The organism is Poriferisphaera corsica, from assembly GCF_007747445.1.
Taxonomy (GTDB): Bacteria; Planctomycetota; Phycisphaerae; order Phycisphaerales; family Phycisphaeraceae; genus Poriferisphaera; species Poriferisphaera corsica.
The window spans coordinates 3,953,278-3,979,527 of the sequence record NZ_CP036425.1; the positions used below are offsets into that span (position 1 = coordinate 3,953,278).

Annotated in this window: 23 protein-coding genes; 12 read left to right on the plus strand and 11 right to left on the minus strand. The window is 49.4% G+C overall.

Translation table 11 applies throughout. The annotated features are described in order from the left end of the window. Positions 1–209: 209 nt before the first annotated feature. Together KS4_RS16070 and KS4_RS16075 are read right to left on the minus strand one after the other, a co-directional pair. Complete coding sequence (locus KS4_RS16070; protein WP_145080546.1) at positions 210–1,004, minus strand: M90 family metallopeptidase; 795 nt, start codon at positions 1,002–1,004, stop codon at positions 210–212. 303 nt (positions 1,005–1,307) lie between these two features. Further along, positions 1,308–2,072 carry a hypothetical protein gene (locus tag KS4_RS16075; protein WP_145080548.1) on the minus strand — a complete coding sequence of 255 codons (765 nt, stop codon included), beginning with the start codon at positions 2,070–2,072 and terminating at the stop codon, positions 1,308–1,310. 325 nt (positions 2,073–2,397) lie between these two features. On the opposite strand from KS4_RS16075, the gene KS4_RS16080 reads away from it, so the two are divergent. Together KS4_RS16080 and KS4_RS16085 are read left to right on the plus strand one after the other, a co-directional pair. Further along, on the plus strand, positions 2,398–3,156 hold the full coding sequence (locus KS4_RS16080) for a helix-turn-helix domain-containing protein (RefSeq protein WP_200761363.1): 759 nt from the start codon (positions 2,398–2,400) through the stop codon (positions 3,154–3,156). Between the two features lie 447 nt (positions 3,157–3,603). Further along, positions 3,604–5,103, plus strand: coding sequence for a sulfatase family protein (locus KS4_RS16085; protein ID WP_145080554.1), 1,500 nt, complete (start codon positions 3,604–3,606; stop codon positions 5,101–5,103). A gap of 15 nt (positions 5,104–5,118) precedes the next feature. Here the strand turns inward: KS4_RS16085 and KS4_RS16090 are convergent, their stop codons facing one another. The 6 genes from KS4_RS16090 to KS4_RS16115 form a co-directional block, all read right to left on the minus strand. Beyond that, complete coding sequence (locus KS4_RS16090; RefSeq protein ID WP_145080556.1) at positions 5,119–6,630, minus strand: sugar porter family MFS transporter; 1,512 nt, start codon at positions 6,628–6,630, stop codon at positions 5,119–5,121. Between the two features lie 151 nt (positions 6,631–6,781). Then, complete coding sequence (locus KS4_RS16095; protein ID WP_145080559.1) at positions 6,782–7,456, minus strand: metal-dependent hydrolase; 675 nt, start codon at positions 7,454–7,456, stop codon at positions 6,782–6,784. A 245-nt stretch (positions 7,457–7,701) separates the two neighbouring features. After that, positions 7,702–9,192 carry a sigma-54-dependent transcriptional regulator gene (locus tag KS4_RS16100; RefSeq protein WP_145080562.1) on the minus strand — a complete coding sequence of 497 codons (1,491 nt, stop codon included), beginning with the start codon at positions 9,190–9,192 and terminating at the stop codon, positions 7,702–7,704. After that, a complete protein-coding gene (locus KS4_RS16105) occupies positions 9,189–10,010 on the minus strand; it encodes an ATP-binding protein (RefSeq protein WP_145080565.1) in 822 nt (273 codons plus the stop codon). Before KS4_RS16105 ends, KS4_RS16100 begins: the two co-directional genes overlap by 4 nt. Before the next feature lie 165 nt (positions 10,011–10,175). Next, a complete protein-coding gene (locus tag KS4_RS16110; protein ID WP_145080568.1) occupies positions 10,176–10,799 on the minus strand; it encodes a DUF501 domain-containing protein in 624 nt (207 codons plus the stop codon). 770 nt (positions 10,800–11,569) lie between these two features. Beyond that, entirely contained in the window at positions 11,570–12,661 is a 1,092-nt protein-coding gene (locus KS4_RS16115; protein WP_145080571.1) for an L-threonylcarbamoyladenylate synthase, read from the minus strand. A 360-nt stretch (positions 12,662–13,021) separates the two neighbouring features. Between KS4_RS16115 and KS4_RS16120 the strand changes: the two genes are divergently transcribed. The 3 genes from KS4_RS16120 to recO all read left to right on the plus strand — a co-directional run bounded on the left by KS4_RS16120 (position 13,022) and on the right by recO (position 16,641). Next, the gene (locus tag KS4_RS16120; protein WP_145080574.1) at positions 13,022–14,413 is read left to right on the plus strand and encodes an MFS transporter; all 1,392 of its coding nucleotides are present in this window, start codon (positions 13,022–13,024) and stop codon (positions 14,411–14,413) included. A gap of 575 nt (positions 14,414–14,988) precedes the next feature. Next, a complete protein-coding gene (locus KS4_RS16125) occupies positions 14,989–15,576 on the plus strand; it encodes a response regulator (RefSeq protein WP_145080577.1) in 588 nt (195 codons plus the stop codon). Positions 15,577–15,795: 219 nt separating this feature from the next. Further along, positions 15,796–16,641, plus strand: a complete 846-nt coding sequence (gene recO, locus KS4_RS16130; RefSeq protein ID WP_145080580.1) for a DNA repair protein RecO — start codon at positions 15,796–15,798, stop codon at positions 16,639–16,641. 63 nt (positions 16,642–16,704) lie between these two features. On the opposite strand, the gene KS4_RS16135 is transcribed toward recO, so the two are convergent. Beyond that, the gene (locus KS4_RS16135; protein ID WP_145080583.1) at positions 16,705–18,027 is read right to left on the minus strand and encodes a glycosyltransferase; all 1,323 of its coding nucleotides are present in this window, start codon (positions 18,025–18,027) and stop codon (positions 16,705–16,707) included. A gap of 118 nt (positions 18,028–18,145) precedes the next feature. Then, positions 18,146–18,763: an adenylate kinase family protein gene (locus KS4_RS16140; RefSeq protein ID WP_145080586.1), complete on the minus strand. Its 618-nt coding sequence runs from the start codon at positions 18,761–18,763 to the stop codon at positions 18,146–18,148. A gap of 466 nt (positions 18,764–19,229) precedes the next feature. Here KS4_RS16140 and KS4_RS16145 point away from each other — a divergent pair, with 466 nt between their 5' ends. The 7 genes from KS4_RS16145 to KS4_RS16175 all read left to right on the plus strand — a co-directional run bounded on the left by KS4_RS16145 (position 19,230) and on the right by KS4_RS16175 (position 24,985). Beyond that, the gene (locus tag KS4_RS16145; RefSeq protein WP_145080589.1) at positions 19,230–20,102 is read left to right on the plus strand and encodes a type II secretion system protein; all 873 of its coding nucleotides are present in this window, start codon (positions 19,230–19,232) and stop codon (positions 20,100–20,102) included. A 559-nt stretch (positions 20,103–20,661) separates the two neighbouring features. Then, complete coding sequence (locus tag KS4_RS16150) at positions 20,662–21,180, plus strand: RrF2 family transcriptional regulator (protein ID WP_200761364.1); 519 nt, start codon at positions 20,662–20,664, stop codon at positions 21,178–21,180. A gap of 176 nt (positions 21,181–21,356) precedes the next feature. After that, positions 21,357–22,595 carry an IscS subfamily cysteine desulfurase gene (locus KS4_RS16155; RefSeq protein WP_315851384.1) on the plus strand — a complete coding sequence of 413 codons (1,239 nt, stop codon included), beginning with the start codon at positions 21,357–21,359 and terminating at the stop codon, positions 22,593–22,595. A gap of 101 nt (positions 22,596–22,696) precedes the next feature. Further along, on the plus strand, positions 22,697–23,083 hold the full coding sequence (iscU, locus tag KS4_RS16160) for a Fe-S cluster assembly scaffold IscU (protein WP_145080595.1): 387 nt from the start codon (positions 22,697–22,699) through the stop codon (positions 23,081–23,083). Positions 23,084–23,253: 170 nt separating this feature from the next. Then, positions 23,254–23,586, plus strand: coding sequence for an iron-sulfur cluster insertion protein ErpA (gene erpA / locus KS4_RS16165; protein ID WP_145080598.1), 333 nt, complete (start codon positions 23,254–23,256; stop codon positions 23,584–23,586). 94 nt (positions 23,587–23,680) lie between these two features. Continuing rightward, positions 23,681–24,334 (plus strand): SAM-dependent methyltransferase, encoded by a 654-nt coding sequence (locus KS4_RS16170; RefSeq protein WP_145080601.1) that lies wholly within the window; start codon positions 23,681–23,683, stop codon positions 24,332–24,334. Positions 24,335–24,448: 114 nt separating this feature from the next. Continuing rightward, entirely contained in the window at positions 24,449–24,985 is a 537-nt protein-coding gene (locus KS4_RS16175) for a hypothetical protein (protein WP_145080603.1), read from the plus strand. Positions 24,986–25,062: 77 nt separating this feature from the next. Here the strand turns inward: KS4_RS16175 and KS4_RS16180 are convergent, their stop codons facing one another. Beyond that, the gene (locus KS4_RS16180; protein WP_145080606.1) at positions 25,063–26,142 is read right to left on the minus strand and encodes a class I fructose-bisphosphate aldolase; all 1,080 of its coding nucleotides are present in this window, start codon (positions 26,140–26,142) and stop codon (positions 25,063–25,065) included. Between the last annotated feature and the right edge of the window lie 108 nt (positions 26,143–26,250).

The following is a 26,250-nucleotide window of genomic DNA, read 5'->3' on the forward strand; positions in this document are numbered from 1 at the left end:
CATTTTCGCCAACCCAACAACACTTTTGATGACACCTGTCATGAGTGGCAATAAACATATCGCGTGGATGAGGTAAGCGAGGTGATTATGGCGATTGCAGGCGATTGAGCGGAGCTGAATGTTTCACGCGCCGCGAAGTGTCGCGGCGGCTATTGAGGAAATGAGGGGGGGATGGGGGGGGATGGGGGGGGATGGGGGGGGATGATTTACTATTTTCGTTGACGGCGCATGCGTGTTGCCGGGTCTTGTTTATAGAACCCTTTGAGGACTTCGTAGAGATCGTTGTGTTCTGCTTCCATGCGGACGGGTTGATCGAAGAAGAACTCGGTGGCGACGGCAAAAAATTCGCCGACATCTTTCCCGCCGTATTGATCGAGGAAGGTACGCTTGCCTGCTGCGGCGCGGCGGCGCAGGTCTTTGTATTCTCGTGTGCAGACTTCGTTCCACTGTTTGTATTGATCACGGGTTTCGAGGGGCGGCGTGCCGTTGATTTCGCCGTCGAGCATGTCGAGTTTGTGGGCAAACTCGTGATAAACAACGTTGTGCCCGTCTTCGGGATGGATGCCGCCGCGCCGGACGGCGTCCCAAACGAGAATGATGGGGCCACCCATTGCGGCCTGGCCGAGGATGGGAACGCAGTGTTCATCTTGAATGATGCCGTGCTGGTCGCCGTAACCTGCGGGGTAGACGGGGACGACGGTTGAGGGATAGACGAGCACGGTCATAACGTTTTTGTAGAGGATGTGATCGAGGCCGAGAATGAGCAGACATGCTTGGGCAGCGATGGTGACTTTGATTTCATCGGTGAGTTCGAGTCCGCCACAACCTTCCCAGTCTTTTTCAGCAATGAAAACTTGTGTGAGATCACGGAGCTGTTTTTGCTCAGTGGTGTCTAAGTAATCGTAATGCCCCATATTTTTATGCAGATAGGCTTCCCATTCTGCGGAGAATGGGTCGTTGAGGATGTTGCGTCTGCGGCGTTCGGCTAACCAGTCGAAAATCATGGCATGAATCCTTGTGCGATCAGGAGTGCGGATGCGTGATGATGTGCAACTGTAATGATAACAGAGCGTGGAAAGCATGGGGACACTGGTTGGGGGGACACCCCGCCACCAGCGGTGGCGGGCTTGAGAAAGAAAAAGAAGACCGGCGACCTGTCAGGTCGCGGCTACTTGAAATGTGGATTTGTACGTTGGGTCAAGACGGCATTGGAAGTTGGATGACACGAACGGGGGGGATGGGGTTTTGCGCGCAGGGTCAAGGACGGGACTGGAAAATTGATGACACGAACAGGGGGGGGAATGGGGTTAGATTGAAGAATGGGCGCGTGCGCGGCGAAGAGTTAAGGGGAGGAGGAGGATGGCGGCAGCGAGTGCGGAGGGGGTGGGTGATGAGTAGGGCTGATAAGCTTCGAAGCGATCGAGCGAGAAGTCGATCGCAACGGTTGGCGCGGAGCCGGATCCGGGGCTGTTGGCGGGTTGATCACCTTCGGCGTAGACGACGATGTTGCCAAAGGTGATGTCGAATTCGTTGAAGTCGATGGTGTCGGAGAGGTCGGCGCGGGAGAGGGCGAGGCCGTCGAAGTCGTCGAGAACGAGGAGGATGGCCCAAGAAGCGAGTGAGTTGCCGTAGAGATTGTAGAGGAGGGAGTCAGCGGGTTGAGGTTGGCCGTCATCGTTGGTGACGGCAGCAAAATCGTATTGATGAAGGAATGAGCCGTAACGCGAGACGGTTTGTGAGCCGATGGAGACCGACCAGAAATCGAAGGGTTTATCGAACGTCGCGGTATGAGTGTTGGATGAGTAGAGATGCGATTGGTCGTAGGAGTAGTGAAAACTGATGGCATCACCGATTTTAGCGTTGGTGAATGCGGAGGTGTTGGCGGTTGTATCGACAGCGGTAACTGTGCCGAAGAAGGAGTGAGTGACCACGGCGGCATGGATGGACGAAGAACATGCGCCAATCATTGCGATGAGTAGGATGAATCGACGTATCATTTTACCCTCTTTCCCTTTCCCTCTCCCCTTGATCTCCAGCATCTGCCCTGCTCGCGGTGCGGTATGCTCCTGCATACATGCAGTCATGAAAACAGGCGTTTCATAAGATGAATTGTCACAAGCGATGGTTGCACTGTCATAGAAATTAGTTACTTAGATGGTGCTATTTTAGCAGTTAATAAGATGCGCGAAGCTAGGTGAAACCCGTTTGTTTGTGCTAAAAATTAGAACGATTGAACAATTTTTTCTCACGAATGTACATTAAAATCGGCGTTTTATTTCATATTTGAGTTATCCGTTTCGTATTTAGGACAATTCTGAGGCGAATAGTCATAATAACTGCGTTGTGACGTTTTATATGTTGTATTACCGTCTGAATATGGAACCTGTGATTGCAACAATGAAATCGACGGACCCCGCACCGGCATTGACGCGGGGATTAAAGATCATTCACATTTTGGCGAATGATGGGATGTGTACGCTGGGTCAGCTGGCGGAGACGACGGGTTGGCCGAAGTCTTCGGTGCTGAGGCTGCTGCGCTCTCTGGAGATGGGCGGGTATGTTGAGCGTGAGGAGGGGGGAAGACGATATCGAGGTCTGGTGAAATTGCAGACGGTGAATGGTGACGTTGCGGCGCTGAAGCGTTTGGCAGCAGGGGCGATGCAGAAGTTGTGCAAGGCGGCGGGTCACACGGTGGAGTTGCATCATTTCCGTCATGGTCGGGTGAGTTTGATTGAACGGATCGAGCCATTGGATACGGAGGTGACGGTGCGTATGCGGATTGGGTATGAGCGGGAGGTTGAAGAGATTGATGCGCTGATGCAGGTTGTGGCGGCGCATGAGCTTGGGATACATTTTCTGAATAATCAGCAGAGCTGGGTTTGGGCTGATGGGAAGCAGGTTGAGATCAGCAAGGAAAAGGCTGCGGGGCTGATTGAGCAGGCGGATATTAATGGGTATGGGATTGACAGCGGATATAACTATGGGGGCGTAATGCGGATCGCTGTACCTATCTATCGATTAGACCAATCATTAATTGCGGTATTGGCGATTGCTCAGGTGTGTCATCCGACGATGCGGAATCTTGATCAGGCGATGATCAGGTCGTTGAAGCGGATCGGGAATCAATTGTCAGATAAAGTGTCGCAGACTATGTGACATACGAGGAACAAGTGGGCGGGATATGAGAAACGCGAGGGGGAAGAGACTAGAGGATGCTAGGGGATGGCTCGGGGGGAGGGGATGATATGGGGGCCATCTGAAAACGATGGCGGGATAGATAAGGGGAGGGTATTCTGGGGGCTGAGAATCAAGAAGGGGAGGTAGGGTGGGGAGGTTGATTTTTCTACATTGGGAACGTGTTGTGGATGATACGGGGCGATTGATGAGCGTATCAGCCTATCGCAAATGCGATGAAGTATGACGTGGGTTGGGCTGATAAGGAAAATTAGGCATGTGTTAGAGCATCTTGCAATGTTATCTATTGCGTTGAGGAATTGGCCGAGTACGTTTTGGCCGCTTGTTTGATGCTTGTGTCACCTTATTAGAATTCGTCATCATGCCATGGACTATCACGTTACTTGTTCTACATAAGAAGTTAGATTCATGCGTTTAATCTATATTGATGTTGACTCGCTTAGGCCAGATCATTTGGGGTGCTATGGGTATCATCGTGAGACGAGCCCAAACATTGATCGAGTGGCGGAGCGAGGTATACGGTTTACGAATTGTTATGTGAGCGACGCGCCGTGCTTGCCTTCAAGGACTGCATTTTTTGCGGGGCGGCCGGGCGCTTTGACGGGCGTTGTGAATCATGGTGGGGTTGCGTCACAGCCTTTTATCGAAGGGGTTGATCGCGGGTTTCGAGATCGTTTTTCGGAGACAGCCTTGCCGGCGGTGCTCAGGAGAGCGGGGCTGAATACGGTATTGGTATCATCGTTTGCGGAACGGCATTCTGCGTGGCACTGGTATGCGGGGTTTAATGAGATATTCCACACCGCAACTATGGGATTAGAGACCGCGGACGAAGTTGGGCCTAGAGCTATTCAGTGGTTAGATCAAAATGCTGAGAAGGATGACTGGTATCTGCATATTAATTTTTGGGATCCACACACACCGTACCGGACGCCGAAGGATTTCGAAGCTGATTATTCAAAAGAACCGTTGCCTGAGTGGTACAACGAGGAAGTGAGACGTCGGCACTGGGAGGGATATGGGCCACACTCGGCACATGAGGTTACGGGGTTTAATCATGAAGTTTATGATGCCAGAATCAAGGGAAAGTATCCGGATCAGCCCAAAGAGATTGATTCGATGAATGAGGCAAGGCGTGTTTTTGATGGTTATGATCGGGGCGTGAAGTATGTTGACCATCAGATTGGTTTGATCATGGACATGCTTGAAAAGCAGGGTGTATTGGACGACACGGCTGTGATCATTTCAGGGGATCATGGTGAAAATTTAGGGGAATTGAACATATATGGAGATCATCATACGGCGGACGAATTCACGACACATGTCCCTTTGATTGTGAGCTGGCCGGGCGTGACTCGGGAAGCGAGAGTAGATGAGTCGTTGCTTTACCATTTTGATATGGGAGCAACGATGGCGGAGCTGGCGGGAGGCGATCTGCCTAAGGAGTGGTTTGGAAAAAGCTTTGCGAAGCAGCTCCAAGAAGAAAAACTTGCAAATCCACGAGACTATCTTGTGGTTAGCCAAGCGGCGTGGACATGTCAAAGAGGAGTACGGTTTGATTATGAAGAAAAACGATACATAGCGATCCGATCGTACCATGATGGATACCATGATTTTCCTGACGTTATGTTATTCAATCTTACAGACGATCCGCATGAACAGCACAATATAGCTGAAAGTAAGGAGAATATCGTCAATATGGGGATGCGGCATTTAACGGATTGGGAAAGCGGGATGATGCGGCTATCGAAGAGTGGTGTCGATCCGATGTGGACTGTCGTGCAAGAGGGTGGGCCGTTCCATACGAGGGGCGAGCTAGGGGGGTATATCGTAAGGTTGCGTGAGACGGAACGATCGGGTTGCGCGGAGCGATTACGTTTGAAGCATTTAGACGAGTTGTACTCGAGTTAATTGTTGAATTCACTTTTATCTCATACGTTCAGTATTAACGATCCATCTGCGCTCGATTTCTTCGAGTGGATGGTTTTTCGTTTCTGGAATAACCCGGTAGATAAAGATGAAAGCTGCGACGTTAAAGAGTGCAAACATCCAGAAGGTGAATGATGCGCCGAGGGTATCGAGTAACGAGAGAGAAGTTTGAACAACAATAAAGTTACTGAGCCAATTTGTGGTCAGCGCGAGGCCTATCGCTTTAGAGCGGATTTTATTGGGAAAAATTTCGGAGACAACAACGAAGCACATCGGGCCGAGAGAAAAGGCGAAGCTGCCGACGTAGAGCATCACGCCGGCGAGCGTGATGTAGCCTAGCCAATGCGATTCTGATGTTTGGGGATGCGATGGCATTGATCGCTGAATATCGACGGCATGAGCGAGATTTGCGCCTGCGGCGTGGCCGCTGATTGCTTGGGATTGAAGATGCTCAACAACATGGCTATCAATTAAGCTATCTTTAAGATAGAAGGTTGTCCCAATGATAAGAAGCGAGAGGACAATAAGGCTGAGCCCGCTTAAAAGTAGTGGTCGGCGTCCCCATCGATCGACAAAAATAACTGCAAATATGGTTAGAAGAAAATTCACGATGCCAACAGAAACAGTGGCAATCAAGGCGGATTGGTTGGATTGGAAACCAGCGGATTCGAAGATGAAAGGCGCATAGAAGAAGATGATGTTAACACCTGAAGCTTGCTGAAAAAACATGATGGCCATGCCGATGAGAGTGACCTTGAGAAGTTTTTTATCGAGGAAGGCTGACCACTTTGCGTGAGACATATCGGATTCTTCGCCGCGCATGCGATTTAGCTCAACTGAAACGTTTTGTTTGCCCTGAGTGTGCGTAAATATCTCTTGGGCTTCTTCGATGTGATTATGCGTGACAAGCCAACGCGGGGAGCGGGGGATAAAAAAGAGAAAAATGAATGCGATGACGGCGGGAATAAGATTGAGGGCGAACATCCAGCGCCAAGCGGCGTCACTAGAGAAATATGTATCTGCAACGTAGGCGATCATGATGCCGAGGGTTATGGCTAACTGAAAGACAGATACCATAGCGCCTCGCATCCGAGCGGGGGCCAATTCAGCGGTGTACATGGGAGCAACAACGGTGATTGCGCCAACAGCAAGACCAAGGATGACCCGGCCAAGAATGAGTATTGGGACACTATTTGCGATGACGGTGATGATGACGCCGGCGATGAGAAAGATGACAGAGAGGGAATTGGCGAAACGACGACCGCAATGATCGGCAATGATACTGGCGAAGATCGCGCCGAGGACGCCGCCGAGGACAAGTGAGCTCGTGACGAAGCCAGCAAGAACGTCGGACATGTGGAATTGGTTTTTAAGAAAAAGAAGCGCGCCTGACATCACGGCGAGTGCGTAGCCGTAGGAGATGCCACCGAGTCCAGCGACGACAACGACGGAGCGGAGGACGTAAAGATATGCACGGCTATCAGGTTTGGGAGGGTCAGCGTCGTTCATGGTTGATCATGAATAACATCGACGGGGCGAGGAATTGGTGTTTATTTATATGCTTTAGATAAGGAAGTGTTGTGGATGGGCCAATAAAAAAGTCTGCCGACAAGGGCAGACTTGTATGGTTTGATGATGAGTGTGTTTGAGGTGTGGGGGATTATCCGTCGAAGTGCCAGATATCGCCGGGGGCCATGTGTTTGACGTTGACGTCGGCGGGATGGAACTCGGAGAGATCGCTGGTAAGGAGAGGCCAAGTTGAATGGTGAACGGGGATGGCGTATTTGGGTTTGATCATTTCAGCAGCCATTTTTGCGAGTCGTGGGCCCATGGTGAAACGGTCCCCGCACGGGAGCATGACGATATCAGGCTTGACGACCTCGCCGATCATTTTCATGTCAGAGAAGAGGGCGGTATCCCCGGCGTGATAGATTTTGACGTCACCCATGCTAATGACGAGGCCTGCGGCGACGCCCATGTATTGGCCTTGATAGCTGGATGAGTGGATGGCGGGTGTGAATGCGACGTAGCCGAAGTCAGTGTAGATGCGGCCGCCGGGATTGCCGGGTTCGGTTTTACGTACGCCTTGCGATTCGCAATAGGCGCAGATTTCAAAGTTCGCGATGACGGTTGCGTCATTGTTTGCGGCGATGGGAAGGGTGTCGCCGAAGTGATCTTCGTGGCCGTGCGTGAGTGCGATGTAGTCACAGTGTATTTCGGCTGGTTTATGAACAGCGACGGGGTTTTCGGTCAAGAATGGATCGACTGCGACCGTGTGCTTGCCGTCGTTGATGAGAAAACCGGAATGACCTAAGAAAGTGATGGTGAGGCTCATCTGTGATCCCTCTCTCTTTTTTTGAACATGATAAATTGAAGGCGACAATTATATGATACTGATTCAAGCGAAAGTGAACAGAAACAAATTGGTGCTAAGAGGTAAGCAATTATCCGGAGGTGGGCTGAATGAGCGGTTGCTTAAGAAGGTGTTAAGATGGGCGGGCTAACACAAAACGGCTAACCGTAGGTTAGCCGTCCTGTGATTCCTATATCCCTTATTCCCCTTTTCTCCCCCCCATTATATCAAGCAGCGGGCTGGTCTAAACCGTACTGTTTGATTTTCTTATAAAGTGTAGTGCGGTTGATATCGAGTTGCTTTGCGGTTTCTTGCCTGTTCCAGTTATTTGCTTCGAGTGCGGCAAGAAGAATGCGTTTTTCGGGTTCTTTGAGCGCTTCTGAGAGTGGAAGGCCGTCCCAAAGTGCTTGGGTTTGATGCTGGGTGTCAGAGGTTTCATTGCGCATGGCAATGGCGCGTTGGACGAGAACGTGAGCGTCTTTGCTGTGCAGCGTTTCGGGGAGATCATTAATACTGATGGTGAGTTGACGTGAAAGGACGACGGCACGCTCGATTGCATTTTCGAGTTCACGCACGTTGCCGGGCCATTCGTAACGTTGAAGTACATCGAGAACACCGTCACCGAAACGTCGTTCGCGGCTCATTTGCTTGCAATGTCTCTCAAGGAAGTGCTCGGCGAGGATGTTGATATCGCGAACACGTTCACTGAGGCGAGGAAGCTCGATATTGACGACGTTGATTCGGTAGTAGAGGTCCTCGCGAAATTCACCTTTGGAGACGAGTTCATCTAACTTTTGATTCGTTGCTAGTACAAAACGAACATCGGCCTGTTTGGTTTCTGTCGAGCCAACGGGCTCGTACATTTTTTCTTGTAAGACACGTAGTAATTTGAGCTGAAGCGCGGGTGTTGCGGAGTTGATTTCATCGATAAAAAGCGTTCCACCTTCGGCGGCGGCGATTTTTCCGATCTTATCTGTATCGGCGCCGGTGAAAGCGCCCTTGACGTGGCCGAAGAGTTCGGATTCGAGAAGTGTTTCCGGGATTGAGCCGCAGGCGAAGGTGACGAAGGGGCCACTGCGTCTGGAGCTGGTTTCGTGGATGGCGTGACCGACCATGCTTTTACCTGTGCCGGACTCACCGGTGATGAGGACGGTTGTGTTTGATTCAGCGACAGCTTCAACGAGGTCGTAGACTTTTTGCATACGGTAGTCCGCGCCAACGAGGTTGCCGAGGCCGTAGCGTTCTGAGAGCTGGGCTTTCATGGTAACGTTCTCGGCAAGGAGAACGTGTTGGTTCATCGCTTTGTTAACTGCAAGACGGAGTTCTTCATCGACGACGGGTTTGGTGAGATAGTCGGCGGCACCGAGCTTGACGGCTTCGACTGCAGATTCGATTTTGCCGAAACCTGTGACGACGATGGGAACGACTTCGCTGTGACGTTGTTTGAGTTCACGAAGCAGAGATACTCCGTCCATACGGGGCATGTTGAGGTCCGTGATGATAATGCCAAAGTGATGTTGCGGATCACTATCTAATAGTGAGATAGCTTCGAGTCCATTACTGGCAGTGGCGACATCGTATCTGTCTTCACGAAGCATCTCGGCGAGAGAGTCGGCGACAATAGGGTCATCGTCAACGACAAGGATCCGTGCGCGTTTATTGTCGGCAGAAGATTGATTTTGGCCGACGAGTTTAAGATTTCCGTTATTGACGGTCATCCGTTGAGATCCTTCCATTGATCGGTGAGGCTGCTGACTGGTAGTTTGATGACGATGCGGAGGCCTTTAGAGCCATTGAGGAATTCGATGCTACCGCTCATGGCGATGATGATATCGCGGCAGAGTGAGAGGCCGATGCCGTGGCCGTTTGGCTTGGTTGTGTGTCCAAGATTGATATTATCAGGGCTACCACCGGCGGTGTCTTCAATTGTTATGTGAAGCTCGCTTTGGCGATAGATGTCGCAGTTGATTTCGATGCGATGACGCGCATTGGGTTGCGGATCAGTGATCGCTTCGAGTGCATTTTTGATGAGGTTTTCGAGTACACCGAATAGCGGGCCAAACGGGAGTTGTGCGGCTTGCGGGTTAATGTGTGTGATGAGATCGCAATGAAGATCTTTCGCTTGCTGCTCATGAAGTTCGATGACAAGATTGAGTCCATGAGCAAGCGTTTGAGGGTTGCCGTTATGTGTTTCGGACAACGGGCAATGGGTTGGGTGATGTGAAGCGTTGGTGATCCAACTGAGACTTTTTCGCTGCGAAGCGGGGGTTTCCATCCATTCGTGGATTAAGGAAGCCATTTGTCGGAGTGCGGTATCTGCGGTTTGTATGCGTTTGATGGCCTTATCGGCTTGCTGATGTGGGGCGAGATCATGTGGATTTTCGGTGTCGAGTGACCGTATTGCGAGGCCTAATGACCGCATAGATCCATCGAGAAGATTGGCGAGCTCGTGAGCAAGACGTCGAGCGTCTTCGCTGACAGGATCGTTGGCTTGAGTCGGTTCAAGCGCATTGGGGTTGTTGCGTTCGGTTGGCATACATGATCATCATCGGTGAGGAAGCGGGATGATCACATGGCGATGTTGCTTTTTTGCAACATTAGTTTTATTGGGTCTGCGTTGATTTCACACAACACGCACAGTCGTTATAACCGTCAGAATCGGAGATGGCGACATGGTATGAAAGTATGACGGAGGAGGGATTTAGTTGTTGCCGAATTTGAAAGATTGCCGAATTTTGAGGAGTTCGGGATTGGCCTGTTCGATGAGCCTGCCAACGGCGGTCCCGGGGGAAGGATCGTTGGGATTCATACATAGCGTTGCGAGGTGGTGAGCGTAGTGCAAGTGAAGGCATTTAACGGTAAGAAAGTTACTGATGCCGCCGATGCCGCGGGTACGGAGTGTTTCGAGCATGGCTGGAGATTTTTGTATTTTTTCCTGATCACCTTTGGTGAGTTGTTTCCATCGCTGCTCGATATAAGCGCGGTGGTCGTTGGCGACCTGGTGCTCTAACTGATGATTAGCATTGATTTGATTTTGAATGTCGTCGATCACTCCAAGGCGTTCCATGTCTGCGAGGGTATTATTAAGACGTGGGTTGGTGAGCCAATAGAGTGTTGGGAAGGGGACGAGTCGTTCACCGCCTTCACCTTGTATGCCACCACCTTTTCCCTCGCCGCTATCTCGACCTTCACAGCAATGATGTAGCGGATAGTTCACGATAACAACGGGCGCGTCTTCGGATGAGCGAACGATGACGGCAAGTACGCCGCGTGGGATGCGTCCGAGTTGTTGTTTGAGCATGTTTGTGTCTTGATCGCTGAGCATTACCTATTTCCTATCGTCCAGTGCGGCGTGTGGCCACAGTGTTAATGATACTCAAGCGATTGAAGAAATGGTGTGTAGTAGTCATGCGCACGAAAAAGGCCAGAGCCCTCAAAGGACTCCAGCCTCGCCTGTGTTGTCTAGATTAAGGAGTTAGATGAATGAGCTCTAAGTGGTGAGGGACCAGGACAGGGAGGGTTTGGTGTTGTCGATTCACGAGGAACACGGGGAGAAACGCGAGAACCATGCCCTGATCCCAGCACGAGGAGATCACATCTAACAAATTTTTCCTCGCTTCGATCAGGGTTTTGAGCCGCTTAAGTCACGGTTTAAACCTGAGAAGCGTAAGCTGTATGACCAGCTTTATGTTTAAAAGGATACCACTATCCTTTTACTTGTCAAGCTCTGATGGAATTTTTCCATTATTTTTCCATTCATTGCATTAGATCGAAATTGGGGTATAGCTTCACATCTTAAATCATTATTATTCAAATATTTACAATTTGTATACTTTATCTAGCAGATTATTTTCCAATTTAAATTTGTGCAACATATGACATCATATGGGCTTTTGTACTAAAACCCCCATGCCATTCTTCGGGACGGGCAGCAGAGCTCTTTCGTGATTGTTTCATGACAGAGAGGGGTTAGATGCGAATACGTTATCGTCATTTGGACGAGCGAAAAAGCAAACTAAGCAGAGCGATGTGTTATCTATAAATATGGTAAACGTAAATATTAACCATAAATTAACAATCAAGATGGATGGTGGATCACCACTTGAGGCTGGCGCGGTGGAGGCGATCATTGATGGCTCTGCCAAGCCCTGAATCGGGAACTCGAACCGCGATAATGGCATCTAATTTTTGAGCATCGAGGCGGCGCATGGCTCCGAAAAGATTTGCAGCAGCTTCATTAAGATCTCCAGATTCCGAAAGAATCTCATGCGATTGAAAACCTTTGGCTTGTTTTGCTTGCAAGGTCATCAAGCCGAATGATTTAGGCGGCTGCATGCCTGGGTTACGATTGGTAAAAATTTGGGTGTATTGCTCTGTTGTTGACAGGTTATCCACTAATAACAAGCTGGTGGATGGTGCGTAATGACGCTCAAGCATGCCGGGCGAGGCAATGCCTTTCTTGGCGTTTTCTTTGATCATGGCATCTTTGGTGTGAACGAGCTGGACACCGTTTTTGCCGAGGATGCTTTGAAGAGATTCGAGTGAAGTACCGCCAAGACGAAGCACGGTTGGGATGTCGCTGACTACCGAGATAACGGTGCTTTCGAGACCAGTTTCGCATGGGCCGCCGTCAAGGATGAGGGGAAGATCATTGCCGAATTCGGCGTATACATCACGGGCGGAGGTGGGAGAGATTGAGGCAAATTTGTTTGCAGAAGGCGCGGCGATTGCCGTGGCAGAAAGCTCGATGAGCGTGCGTGCGACGGGATGTTTGGGCATTCTGAGGCCAACGGTTGGCAGACCAGAGGTCACGATGTCGGGGATGATGTCTTTCTTTTTCACAACGAGTGTGAGAGGGCCGGGCCAGAAAGCGGCGGCGAGCTTAAGGGCGGCAGGAGGAAAGTCAGCGGCGATCTCTTTGGCGTCATCGATGGTGTTAATGTGGACGATGAGGGGGTCAAAGGCGGGGCGGGCTTTGTGAGCAAATACTTTAGCGACTGCTTTAGGGTCAAAAGCGTTGGCGCCGAGGCCGTAAACCGTTTCGGTGGCGAATGCGACAACGTCACCCGAACGGATCAGATCGGCGGCTTGCTGTAAAGCCTTTTGCTCGTAGCCGTTACGGATATTCGAGGGGTTTGTGGGTTTAAACCCTTCTGGGGATGGGTTGTGTGGAGGCTGACTGCTCATATCAGAACCGTATCAGCGTGCCCTGCCCTGCGTCAAATCGGATTTATTGGATACGGACTGCTGGAAACTGATGTGCGTAATCCGGGGGCAATGAGATGCTTTGATCAACACTGACTACCTAACTAATGATTAGATTGTTACGGCACAAATGATGTGTGATATGCCCTTTTGCTCACAGTGGGTGGAAATTGTGAAAAGGTACGTTATGCGAATAAATTGCAAAACGAAATGATTGAGCTAAGGTGGGTTATTGGACAGAAGAAAAAGCACTAAAAAGTTGGGCGAACCTTTTCGAGGTGGCCGAGCTAAATATGGTGTGCGGTGATGGGGCTTGTGGGTGTGGTGTTGATAGATGGATGAATGACTGTGATTACTCGGATGACACAACCGATGTCGCCTTCGGCGCAGCCTTATATGTCTAGGCAGAGTTATCGCCACGAGTTGGTGACGGTAATGCTATTGCCGTTGGCAATCTCTTTGGTCGAAGGTTCGGTGATCACGGTGTTGGCGAAACGTGTGTTTGACGTTGGGCCGTTTGCGTTTGCGACAATGATGGCGGCGCCGATGTTTGCGAACCTGACCTCATTTATGTGGGCGTCGGCAGCAAAGGGAAAGCGGAAGGTACGTTTTATAGCGGGGTTGCAGGGACTGCTGCTGCTGTGCTTGGTTGGGATTGCATTTTTGCCAATTAGTGCGGGCGGAGCGTTTGCATTGGTCGGACTGACGGTTTTGTCTCGATGCTGTTTGGCGGGCGTGGCGACGTTGCGATCAACGGTATGGCGGCAGAACTACCCGAGGCGGTCGAGGGCGCGGATTACGTCAAAGCTGGTTTTGATTACATCATTGGTTTTGGCGTTGGGGCCGCTGCCGGTGTATTACTTGTTAGATGGTAACCCAATGCGGTTTCGGTGGCTGTTTGTCGGGGTGGCTGTGATTGGGGGATTAGGCGTCTTGTCCTATTCGAGGATTAGACTGCGGACAGAACGGCAGTTGCTTGCTCAAGAGAGAAGGGGCCGAGATGAAGATGATGCGGATGGATTGCAGCGAACGGGGTTCGTGTCGGTGTTGCGGAACGATCGGTTTTTCAGACATTACATGACGTGGCAGTTTTGCGCGGGCGTGGGAAACATGGTGGGCGAGACAGCGATCATTGCGTTGATTATTAAATGGACGGTTGTGCAACCCACCTATGTGCCGATTTTACTGAATGCTACTGTGCCGATGCTGATGGCGACACTGACGTTGCCGATGTGGGCAAAGTATATGGACCGGGTGCATATCACCACGTTCCGGACACGGCATGCGTTTACATGGATCTTGGCACAGTTTGGCTATTGGGTTGTCGGGGTAATGGTAGCGATGGGCAGTGGGATGTGGTGGCTAGTTGTGCTGCCAAGGATCATGCAGGGCTTAGCGAGATCGGGCGGGTTATTAGCATGGAATTTGGGACACAACGATTTTGCGGATAAGCGGCTGGTGACTACATACATGGGAATCCATGTGACGTTAACTGGGGTGAGAGGATTCTTTGCGTCGTACTTGGCTATCTTGCTATTAGAGGGCTGGAATGATTTGCCGTGGGTATCTGGGTTACTGCCGAAGTTCGATGGGATTCACCATCATGTATTTCTAATTACGACGGGGCTATGTATTGCGGCGCAGGCTGGGTTCTACTCTCTGCATCGGATGTATAAACGGCAGCAAGCCGAGGCTGACAAAGCAGAAGATCAGGTCTTCTCTGATGCTGTCTAGATGCATGAATAGACAATTGCGACTAAAGTATATTTAACATATCTGATGATTGATTGAAGTTTAAATTCTGTGCAAAACACCTATTTTCACAGTGGAATACAAACAAAATACGGCATTGACTGACCAGACACTTTTAATGATTTGCGAAGATAGGCAAGAGGGTATCAAACTGTCGTCTAAGTCATAGAATGGTGGTGAGGGCATTTCTTTAAATTTTAAACGAGTGCGGCGAAAGGCCTTGTTAGAAGGACAGAATCGGCACTTTAAGAATAATAGCGATTTTATTGGCACATCGTGTTTGACTTTAGGGTCGGGTCAGACATTAAATTAGCCAGATGTCATTTAGATGACAGGTTTGTTTTCTGAATTGCATCTGTTGGTAATAGTTCGTGACACTATTACTGAGATTATTAGTTAGTCATGTGATGTGAGCTTGGATGATCCGTGTTGTTACGGATGATCTTGGGTTGAGCGTCACGGGAATGATTGGCTGATAAGAAATCATGGATGTTTGCGGGGCGTGAAGTTGAGCCTGCGGGGGCTGACTTTCCAGTTTTTTATAAAGGGGAAGAATTATGACCGCAACGCATCAAGTGACCAATTCATTAACAACGGGCCAAGTAGCGAAATACTGTGGCGTTAACTATCGAACCGTGATTCGTTGGATCGAACGTGGCGAGATGAAGGCGTACCAGTTGCCGGGCCGCGGCGACAACCGTATTGAGATCGAGGATCTGATTGCGTTCTTGCGCAAGAATCAGATGCCGATTCCGCTAGAGTTGTCGGGCGGGCTAAGCAGGGTGCTGGTTGTTGAGAGCGACAGGACGCAAGCCCAGAGCTTGTCGCAATCTTTGACATCGGGCGGGTATGAAGTTCAAGTGGCTCAGTTTGGTTTCCATGCTGGGGCACAGATCGATTCGTATCGGCCTGCGCTGATCATATTTGATCTGCAGACGCCTGGGCTTGGCGGGATTGAAGCAGTGCATTATCTGCGAGGCAACTCGCGGACGAAGCATTTGAAGGTGCTGCTGATATCTGACAATGCGAATGAGGATCAGCATGCGTTGCTGGACGCTGGCGCGAATGCTGTGATTCAGAAGCCGTTCCAACCGCATGATCTGCTTGCGAAGGTCGGTCAATTGGTTGGCAAGCCGAATGAGTAATTCGTGAGCGAATCATTCGCATGAGCTAATCGAGCAATAGAACGATGGGAGAGAACGAACCCGGCTTCGCGGTCGGGTTTTGTTTTTTTGATGAGGATTGCGGGGTTATAATAGAAAGATCATTACAGATGAATGATCTCACGGGTAGAACCTGTGGGCATGAATGATGAGGGAATAAGAAGTATTTGAGGGGATGATTATGGGGAGTACAATGGCGGCATGCCACGGATAACGGATCAAGCGATATGTGTGAGGCATTTAGACTGGTCGGAGACGAGCCAGATCGTTGTGCTATTTACACGCGAGTTTGGCTTGGTTCGTGGGGTAGCGAAGGGTTCTAAGCGAATGTCGCCGTCGGCGGTTGCGCGGTTTTCGGGTGGGATTGAGCTGCTGACTCGGGGTGAGGTTGTGGCGATGGTGAAGCAGCAAGAATCTCTGGCGGCGATTACGGAATGGGATTTACAGGATGACTGCCATGTGTTCCGTAGGAAGCTGAAGCTGCAGCAGTTGGGGTTATATGCGGCGGATCTGGTGGGGCATTTGTTTGCAGAGCAAGATCCACACCCCCGAAGCTTTTTTGCACTACAACAGGTGCTGGAGAAGTTGTGTGAGATCTATCGGATCGATAGATCATGCCCGGATACGATGTGCCAAGCGGCGGTACTTGGGTTTGTGTATTTATTGTTGCGAGATGTGGGATATGCGCCGAATGTGACGCATGACGTACTGACTGGGGAAGAACTGACCCAGCAAAATAGTTTTCATTTTGATCCAATTGCAGGCGGGTTAACCATGGAGCCAACGCAGGATGATTGGCGGGTCAGGCTGTCAACTGTGAAAATATTGAGGCAAACGGCAGGACTAGTGCCTATGGGAAGCGGTGAAGAAGGGGAAGATATTGAAGCAAAGGTGGGTTATACATTCGATCAGATCTATTCGATGCTTAGTAAGGTTGAGGGCGATACGTTAAAGCGGGCGAATCGTTTACTGTGCTCATATATACGGTCGCTGTTAGATAAGCAGCTGCCGACGATGGGGTATATCTTAAAACAGCATGCGAAGTGATTCGTTTGTTGCGTCTGCATGCAACCGGCATAAATAAAGAGGAAGAGTCTGTGCGAAGGGGGATTAGCTGCGTTTCACGATTTCGATGTCGTGAGGCGCATTGATTTTGTATTGGATGCCGCCCCAAGTGAAATGGTTGCCGAAGATTGAGGCGACGCAACAAAGCCAATGAACAAACATGTATAGCGGTGTGGCGAAGTATTCGTAGATCCATACGCCGGCAAGCTCTTCGAAGGCTTTGCGATCGAGAGAATGCTTGGCGATCTGTTTGCGGATACGTCCTCGGAAGAAGTCGGTGATAAAGACGCTGATGAGTGTGAGAACCGCGATCGGAAATACTGGTGAGTCGGTATAAACAAAGAGGGCAATGACGGCGGAGAGGAAGCCGAGAAGATAGAGGGATGTGCCGAATGGGCCGACACTCCAAGAAGCGGGCTGGTAGACGCGTGCATGCATATATTGACGGCGGCCAAACTCGAGTAGTGAGAGCCAATTAAAGGTGACCGGGCCGCGTACAAGCATGTTGGGAACGAGGTAAACGCGTTTGTCGATGTTGTTGATGGCGTTGGAGAGATTTACATCGTCGTTGAAAGTACCACGCCAAGGTTTGGGCATGTCGATTTCGGTGAGTGTTGAACGAAGCACGGCCATTGAACCACCCCAGGCACAGTTACGGCGATCGCGTCCCATGAGTGTGACGATGGATGAATTGATGATGCATGCAAGCTTGGTGGGCAGATTGGCTTTTGCACCTTTTTCAGGCACAAGCCATCGCCAAGCGGTGGTACAACCGATTTGTTCACTTGCGAGTGGGGCGATGATTCTTCTAAGCCAATCGGGCCCCATCACGGCATCGGCATCAGCGTAGACAACTGCTTCATCATGGTCGGTGAAGAGCTCCATTGCAGCAATCTGGTTGTGTACTTTTTGTGCTTCATTGCTGGCAAGGCCTGCGTCGACGAGATGGATAGATTGGAGGCCGGGCGTGCGGGTGAGGTTTTGAAGGTTGAGCCAGTGTAGGACTTGGCCATCGTGATCGGGAAGCTCGGATTCGGTTGCATCTGAACCGAGGTATTCTCTGATGGCAATGAAGGCTGGATCGTTGTGTGATTCGGTCGTGAAAATGATGCGGAAATCGGGGTAGTCTTGTTCGAGGAGTCCCTGCATGTGGGTGGCGAGCTGATCGTCGGAGCCTTTGACGGGAACGATGATCAGGGCTGGCGGAGTGTGGTCTGCAAACTTAGGATTGTTTTGTTCTTGATGTTGTTTTTTACGTTCGCGGCGGAGGAACATGTGAACGTTCCTCAGGCCAAAGATGGCTTGACCAATCCAGACGAGCCAGATGAGCATGAGTAGGTATTCGAGGATAGTGGTTGGGATACTCATAAGTGGGGCATTCTAACCGATTGGTGTTGGACTCGCCTGAGATTTGCGAAGGGTATATAAAAAGGCTCATAGATTGTATGAGCCTTGGGTATTGATTGTTTTATATGAGAAACTGAATTTATGCACCATCAAATTCAGCGAATTTAGCGTCCTGGATCGGGACGACTTGCTTGAGGACTTCGTCGAGGACGCGGGCAGGTGAGCCGATGGCGTCGACTTCGGAGATGACGCTATCGGAATAGAAATCGAGAACAGGCTTGGTTTCCTGCTCGTAAACTTCCCAGCGTTGACGGATTACTTTTTCATCTGCGTCATCAAAACGATTTTGCTTGAGAGCACGACGGCGAAGGCGTTCGATCATGGCTTCCTGGTCACGACAGACGAGGTGAACAACTTTCAAGACGTCGATGTGCTCTCTCATCAGCTCGGCTTGTTCGATTGTGCGTGGGATGCCGTCAAGGATGAGGAGGTCGAAGTGCGGCTTGAATTCGCCGAGCGTGTGACGGGCGGAGATGTTTTTGGCCCACATTTTGACGGTCACGTCATCGGGGACAAGCTCACCACGAGACGAGTACTCGTAGAAGACTTTGCCGAGGTCGGAGTGGATGTCGAGGTTGCGGAAGACGTCACCACAGGACATATGGTAGTAACCGGGGATGCGGCCGAGGACGGCACCTTGCGTGCCTTTACCGGAGCCGGGGGCGCCAAACAATAGGACGGTCTTGTAACGATTCATACGTGTGACCCAAAAGAAGGAATTAACAAAAAACTAGTATGGATTGCGTCGTGATGCGCGCGTCGATCAGTGGCTCGTTCATTGAAGAATTTTTCACCTTAATCTACTGCCGATTGTTCGAATCGGTCACACGGGCTGTCACCATGCAATTGCTCTGGCGTGATAACCACATGGACGAGATTATAACCTGTAGGCAAGTCTTTTGATCGGCGATCTTCGCTGTATGAGGGGAAATCTGTGTGATCTCTGTATGCAGAATGTGCATGTACGGTGCATCCCGCATAAAGAGAAGCATGGGGAGTTATCCCCCAGAAGTCCCCATCGTTACAGTAGATACATAACGAAAAAAAGGATTGACAGATTTCATAAAAATGTGAATATGACATTCATGACAAGCTGTTTTCCGGATATGAAACGTCAAAGGCAAGAGAATATAGAACAACTAGCAAAAAAGGGGCGGGTACTGATGAGATCTAATCACATGATTCAGCGAGGTGGTTTTACGTTAATTGAGCTTCTCGTCGTGATTTCAATTATTGCACTTTTAATTGGCGTGCTATTGCCAGCGCTTGGAGCGGCAAAGAAGGCTGCAGAGCGAGCATCGTGCTTATCGAATATCCGGCAACTCAGTATTGCTGCGAATGCGTACTCGGCAACGAATCGTGATCTTGCAATTCCGTCGTACAACATGGTCGGGAACGGTGCGAGCGACACGTTGATTGATGGATGGGGGCCAATTTTGGATAAAGGGGGATATGTACCGGGGAGCAACGAACTGTATACGACAGCATTTACGTGCCCAAGTGCATTAGATGTAGCTGGAATGGTAAGCGGGCAAACGACGAATACGGATGACCCGATGGGCTGGATGGCGTGGCCGAACCGGCGAAGCGGCAGCGGGAGTGGCAACGTTGCGATGACAATTCCTGCGAAGGGATATCACAAGATTATCAAGGTGGCATACTGGATCAATGGTGATAATCCGATCGGAAAAGACAAGATCTTTGAACAATCGCAGTACTACACATGCAGTGTGGGTTATACGAATCAGTCCACAGGCGAAACGATGATGCCAGTTCCGCTAGTGACATACCGGAGGCCATCGGATTTAGTGATGCTGGCTGATGGGGTGTATTCGGGGAAACATTCAAAAGCGCGAATCGGTACGGAAAAAAGTCGCATTGGGTATCGCCATAACGGTGATCCAGCGAGCGCAAATGCTGCCTTTGCTGATGGACACGCGGAATCGATCAATGGGGATGTGTTCCCAACAGGTGTGAGGTCACTGGATGAGGCAACGGGTGCGAATTACACCATCTTTGCAAAGCCAAAGTGGTAGTGTGCGTGATTTTGGGGGCAATTTGGCTATCGATCTCAATAATATGTTTATATTTCTCTATTTAATCAACATATCTTAAGTTATATACCAGTCATCAACTGCCGAATGCCGTGCTGCGAATCAGTCGCATAATTTTGATACAATGAGTGTACGCCTGTCAGAACACCCTGCCTGTGCTGCAGCCTGTACGAGGTCTGTGTGAAAAGCCTGTACGAATGCCTATGCATAGGTGCCTGTGAGCGTGTTGTGAAGCTGAAGCTGGGCGAAAATCCCCGCTGAGGTTCCACGTTGAGACTCCAAAGCAGCTGCGTGATTCTGGGAGATTTGCATCGAAGGCGATTTCTATTTTAGAATTAATCCAACTAAACACGATTAATCGGTTGATAGGGTACTGATTTAGTACTACTATTGACAAGGAAGTCAAATTCGATACACACTTTCGGTACATTTCGGCAACGAAATGGAGCTGAGTCGAGTCTGGATGTGGGACAAAGCAATGCCTGAGCGAACAACGAACAGGAAGTGAAGTCCTCACAAAGGGAATCTGACGATGTTGAGTTTGACAAGAAAAACGGACTACGCGTTAGTGGCGTTATCATTTTTGGGTCATCGCCACGAAACGGAAGGCGGGCCGGCGTCGGCTAGGTTTATTGCTGACACGTATCATTTGCCTTTGCCGCTCTTGATGAACATTTTGAAAGAACTGTCATCAGCGGGTTTGCTGACAAGTACACGAGGAGCAACGGGTGGATACCGATTAGCCAAAGAACCGGCTGAAATCTCGGTACTGAACGTTGTTGAAGCCATCGAAGGGCCGTTACGCGTGACGCTGTGTGCGGATGAAAATGCTCCGGCGGTGTGTAACTGCAACATCCTTGAAGAGTGTCCGATCCGGAAACCGATCCGTGGGTTGCACTTTCGGATTGCTGAATTTTTTGGAAAAACATCGCTGGCTGACGTGATCGCTGAGAGTGCTTTTGAGTGCTGCGAAGAGACAAACACACATCAGGTTAGCGTAAGTGCGGCGAATGGTAGTGGTTACGGTGAGGCGAACGGTAGCTGCAAAGTTAACGAGTGATTTTGAAATAAAAGGTTGTGGTGGATGATTGGGTTGATGAATGGTGCATTACGCTGAAGCGTGAGCACTTGGAGATACTTGGGATTGGCAATGATCTTGCCATGTAACACCGGGACAAATGCTGAGTACAACGGTATTACCGAATGGGAACCGAAGTGCTGCAAGGAGTATGAATAATGGCATTGGAACTGCCCATTTATATGGATAACAACGCAACGACGCCACTAGATCCTCGTGTGCTCGATGCGATGATGCCGTACCTAACTAGCAAGTATGGCAACGCGGCGTCACGTTCACACACCTTTGGCTGGGAGGCTGAAGATGCGGTGTCGAAGGCGCGTAAACAGGTTGCGAAACTGATTGGTGCTTCACCGAAAGAGATTATTTGGACGAGTGGCTCAACAGAGGGTTGCAACCTAGCGATTAAGGGCGTGGCTGAAATGTACGGGCCTCGGAAGGAAGATGGTAGTTGCCGCGGGCATATCATCACAACTTCTTACGAGCACAAAGCTGTACTCGACCCATGCAAACGGCTTCAACGTGAAGGATTTGATGTCACGTTTATTGACCCACATGAAGACGGTGTGATCACGGCGGCTCAGGTTGCTGAGGCGATCCGCGAAGACACGATTCTTGTGACGATCATGTGGGCTAACAATGAGATAGGCACAATAAACGAGGTTGATGAGATCGGGAAGCTGTGCAAGGAAAAAGGAATTCTTTTCCATACAGATGCGACACAGGCTGTCGGCAAGATTCCGATTGACGTGGAGCGTGACGGTGTGGATCTGCTTTGCGGTTCGGGCCATAAGATATATGGGCCGAAGGGAGTTGGGTTCTTGTATGTGAGAAGAAGAAAACCGCGTGTACGCTTGAGTCCAATGATTGATGGCGGGGGTCACGAGCGTGGCATGCGAAGCGGTACGCTGAACGTCCCGGGAATCGTTGGAATGGGCGAATCGTGCGAACTTGCTGGTAAAGAAATGAACGCGGATGCGGAACGTCTCAGCAAGCTTAGAGATCGCTTAATCGACGGGGTTCTGAGCCAACTAGATATGGCTGTGTTGAATGGGGACAAGGAAAAACGCTTGCCACAAACCGCAAACATCAGCTTCCCTTATGTTGAGGGCGAATCGCTGATGATGGCGATGAAGGATATCGCTGTAAGTTCAGGCTCTGCGTGCACGAGCGCATCGCTTGAGCCAAGCTATGTGCTGAAGTCATTGGGGCTGGGTGATGAATTAGCGCATAGTTCGATTCGCTTCGGGCTTAGCCGATGGTCAACTGAAGAAGAAGTGGACTATACGGTTGAGAAGGTTGTTAGTGCAGTCAATCACTTACTTGAGATGAGCCCGCTGTACGACATGGTCAAAGAAGGAATTGATCTGTCGACGGTCGAATGGGGCGGCCATTAATACCGTGGCAATAAGTAACGTGATTTAGTTCGCTAACGAAATAGGATCCGTTGAAAATTAGAATAGGCGGGGATAGAAAATTGAACGTAAGGAGATAGGCAATGGCTTACTCAGAAAAAGTAATTGATCATTATGAGAATCCACGAAACGTAGGTGCGCTGGACAAAGGCTCTAAACAAGTTGGCACAGGCGTGGTTGGTGCGCCTGAGTGTGGCGACGTGATGAAACTCCAGATTCAAGTGAATGAAGAGACGGGCGTAATTGAAGATGCCAAATTCAAGACGTTTGGCTGCGGCAGTGCGATTGCATCGAGTTCGCTGGCGACGGAATGGCTGAAAGGTCGAACGATTGAGCAGGCGAAAGAGATCAAGAACACAGAGATTGTGAACGAGCTGTCATTACCGCCCGTGAAGATCCACTGCTCGGTTTTGGCCGAAGATGCGATCCGTCACGCAATCAGCGATTATGAAGAAAAGAACGAGAAATAAACGATAGGTTTGAGGAGGCGGACTGCCGTGACTATTGCGTCACGGGAACCGGAGCGTGCTTCGGTGCGTATTGGTGATACAATAAAAAAGAACCTCCCGGAGCCTGAATGTTGCCGTGCTTGTTTGGTGGGCACGCTTTACAGGGGGAGATGACACGACGGAGTAATACAATGGCAATTGAATTAACAGAATCAGCAGCACGTGAGATCAAGACTATTGTAGATCAGCAAGAGCTGGATACTGAGAAAGTCAGGTTACGTGTAGGCGTTAAAGGTGGGGGCTGCAGTGGGTTTTCATACCTTCTGGATTTGACTGAGCAAGAACGTGACACGGATGAGCTATTCGAACAGCACGAAGTGAAAATCGTTTGCGATCCGAAGTCATACCTATACCTGAACGGTACGACGATTGATTTCAAAGATGAAATCATGCAGCGTGGGTTTGTGTTCAACAATCCGAACGCAAACAGCACCTGTGGTTGCGGCAGCAGCTTCAGCGCATAATGCCGATTAGCTAACCGATTAATAGAAGCCTGCGGATTAATCCGTGGGCTTTTTTCATAGTGTGGCAAATAACTGAAAGTTGTATAATCCCGACATGGATGAACAGAAGGATTTTGAATTCGTAAGCCGGGGTGGATTGAAGCTTTGGGAAGCGATCGGTGCGTTTAAGCTAAATGCCGAAGGGAAAGTGTGTTGCGATTTAGGCTGTAGTGTTGGCGGGTTTGTTGAGGCTTGGCTGAGAGCGGGCGCAAAAAAGGTGTATGCGGTAGACACGGCTTATGGCCAACTTGCATGGAAGCTGCGACAGGACGAACGCGTGATTGTTTTGGAACGTAAAAATGCACTACATGTCGAAGTTGGGGAGCCTTGCGATTTTGTAAGTGTGGATCTTGGATGGACGAAGCAAGATAGAGCTGTGCCGGCAGCATTGCGGTGGCTAAAGAATGACGATCAGGAAGCTCGTGTTGTTTCGCTTATTAAGCCGCATTACGAAATGACATTTGAGGAACGTGGTTTAGATGATTCAACTGAAAACACCAAATATCGTGGCAAAAAAGGTAAAAAGAAAGCGAAAGCAAAACGCCTGACTGACGATGAAGCGGCACAAGTGAACGATCGGGTACTGAAAGAGATCATGCCTGGGCTGGAGGTCAAGGTAGAGGCTTGCATCGAATCGCCAATCCGAGGTGCCAAAGGGGGCAATGTTGAGTATCTGGCTGAACTGAAACGCTTACATCGATCGTCTTAAGCGATAAGCCCTCAATGGAAGGCTTAAATTACACCTGAAAATATCATGGACGGGTTGTATGTGATATATTGTGGCGGTATTAAGATTTACTGAATTCACCGAGGGAGTGTGAAGATGAGAATTAAACAATCTGCTGTTATGGGCTTTATGTTGTTGTTGGTTATGATCCTAAGCGGCTGCGCATTATTTAAAGCTGAAGACAAATGGCTTCGTGAAGATAAGCCGATGGAACGACAAGCTATCGCTGAACGTGTCGCGCCAATGGGGCGAGAATACCGCAGTATGATTGAGACATGGCTTGGTTTTAGATTGCCGAAGAAAACGATAGCTCAGTATGCGTCTCAATCGGGATCATACGAACAACATATGTACATGCGATTTGAAAGTACTGATGCTGGGCTGCTTGCGATCCTAAGTAAGATGAGTATTGACATAAACGAATTCGTTACTGATGAATTCACAAAAGGCGCATTAGAAAGTTATATTGACGAAGGCTTATTTGGGGCGGCACCACTTATTGATGATGACAAGAAGGTCTTCTTGAAGGATGTTGTCATGAGCCGTAATTCTGTGCCTGCTCGCGCTGAGGTTTATTTAGTAAGACTGGAAAGTGATAAGAATATAGCCATGATTCATATCAGTATGTATTAAGCCATGACGAATAAAAGTATAAATAAAACAAGCCACCGTATCGGTGGCTTGTTTTATTTATACTTAATCCATTTTCATCATGCGATCGTAATGTTGCTATCAAGATACACATCTTGAATTGTATGTAACAAATTGATGCCATCGTTCATTGGACGCTGGAAAGCTTTACGACCTGAAATCAATCCCATACCTCCAGCTCTCTTATTAATAACGGCTGTCCTCACTGCGTCTGCAAGATCTGATTCACCAGCTGAAGCTCCGCCTGAATTAATAAGCGGAGATCTGCCCATATAACAATTCGCGATCTGATAACGTGTTAACTCGATAGGATGTCCGACAGATTTTTCATTGGGCGTAAGTTGCGTATAAACACGATCATCTGTTTTGCCAAACTGCAGAGCCGTAAAGCCACCATTGGTTGTTGGCAATTTTTGCTTGATAATATCTGCTTTGATTGTCACGCCAAGGTGATTGGCTTGTCCTGTCAGATCAGCGGCGGAGTGATAGTCGACACCACCCTTCTTGAAGGCGTTATTGCGCAGATAACACCAGAGAATGGTTACCATGCCGAGTGAATGTGCATGATGAAAAGCTTCTGAAACTTCAACAATCTGTCGATCTGAATCTTCAGAGCCAAAGTAAATTGTAGCGCCCACCGCTGTCGCCCCAAGATCGTATGCTTGAGATACCGAGGCGAACATAATTTGTTCAAAATGATTGGGATATGTCAAAAGCTCATTGTGATTAAGTTTGCAAATGAATGGGATCTTATGCGCATATTTTCGTGACACTGAAGCAAGGGCTCCAAGTGTTGTAGCGACTGCATTACAACCGCCATCCATTGCGAGCTTAATAATATTTTCGGGATCAAAATATAGTGGGTTAGCGGCAAACGATGCGCCCGCAGAATGCTCAATGCCTTGATCGACAGGGAGAACAGAAACGAAACCGGTATTGCGTAGACGACCGTGCGAAAGTATGGATTGAAAATTTCGTAACACTTGCGGACTTCGATCAGAGTTCAATAAAACTCGATCTACAAACGCTGGGCCCGGAAGATGTAAATGTTCTTTCACAAATCCTTGAGCGGAATAAGTCAACAGCTCTTGAGCCTCGGATCCGAGCAATTGAACAATACGTGGATCAATATCGGACATGGTCATATGCCTTAATCTTTTATATCTAATTGTGAAACAGCATGGTTCACAAACACCACACGTAAATGAATAATCGACGCGATACCACCCAACGACTACGCGGGGATT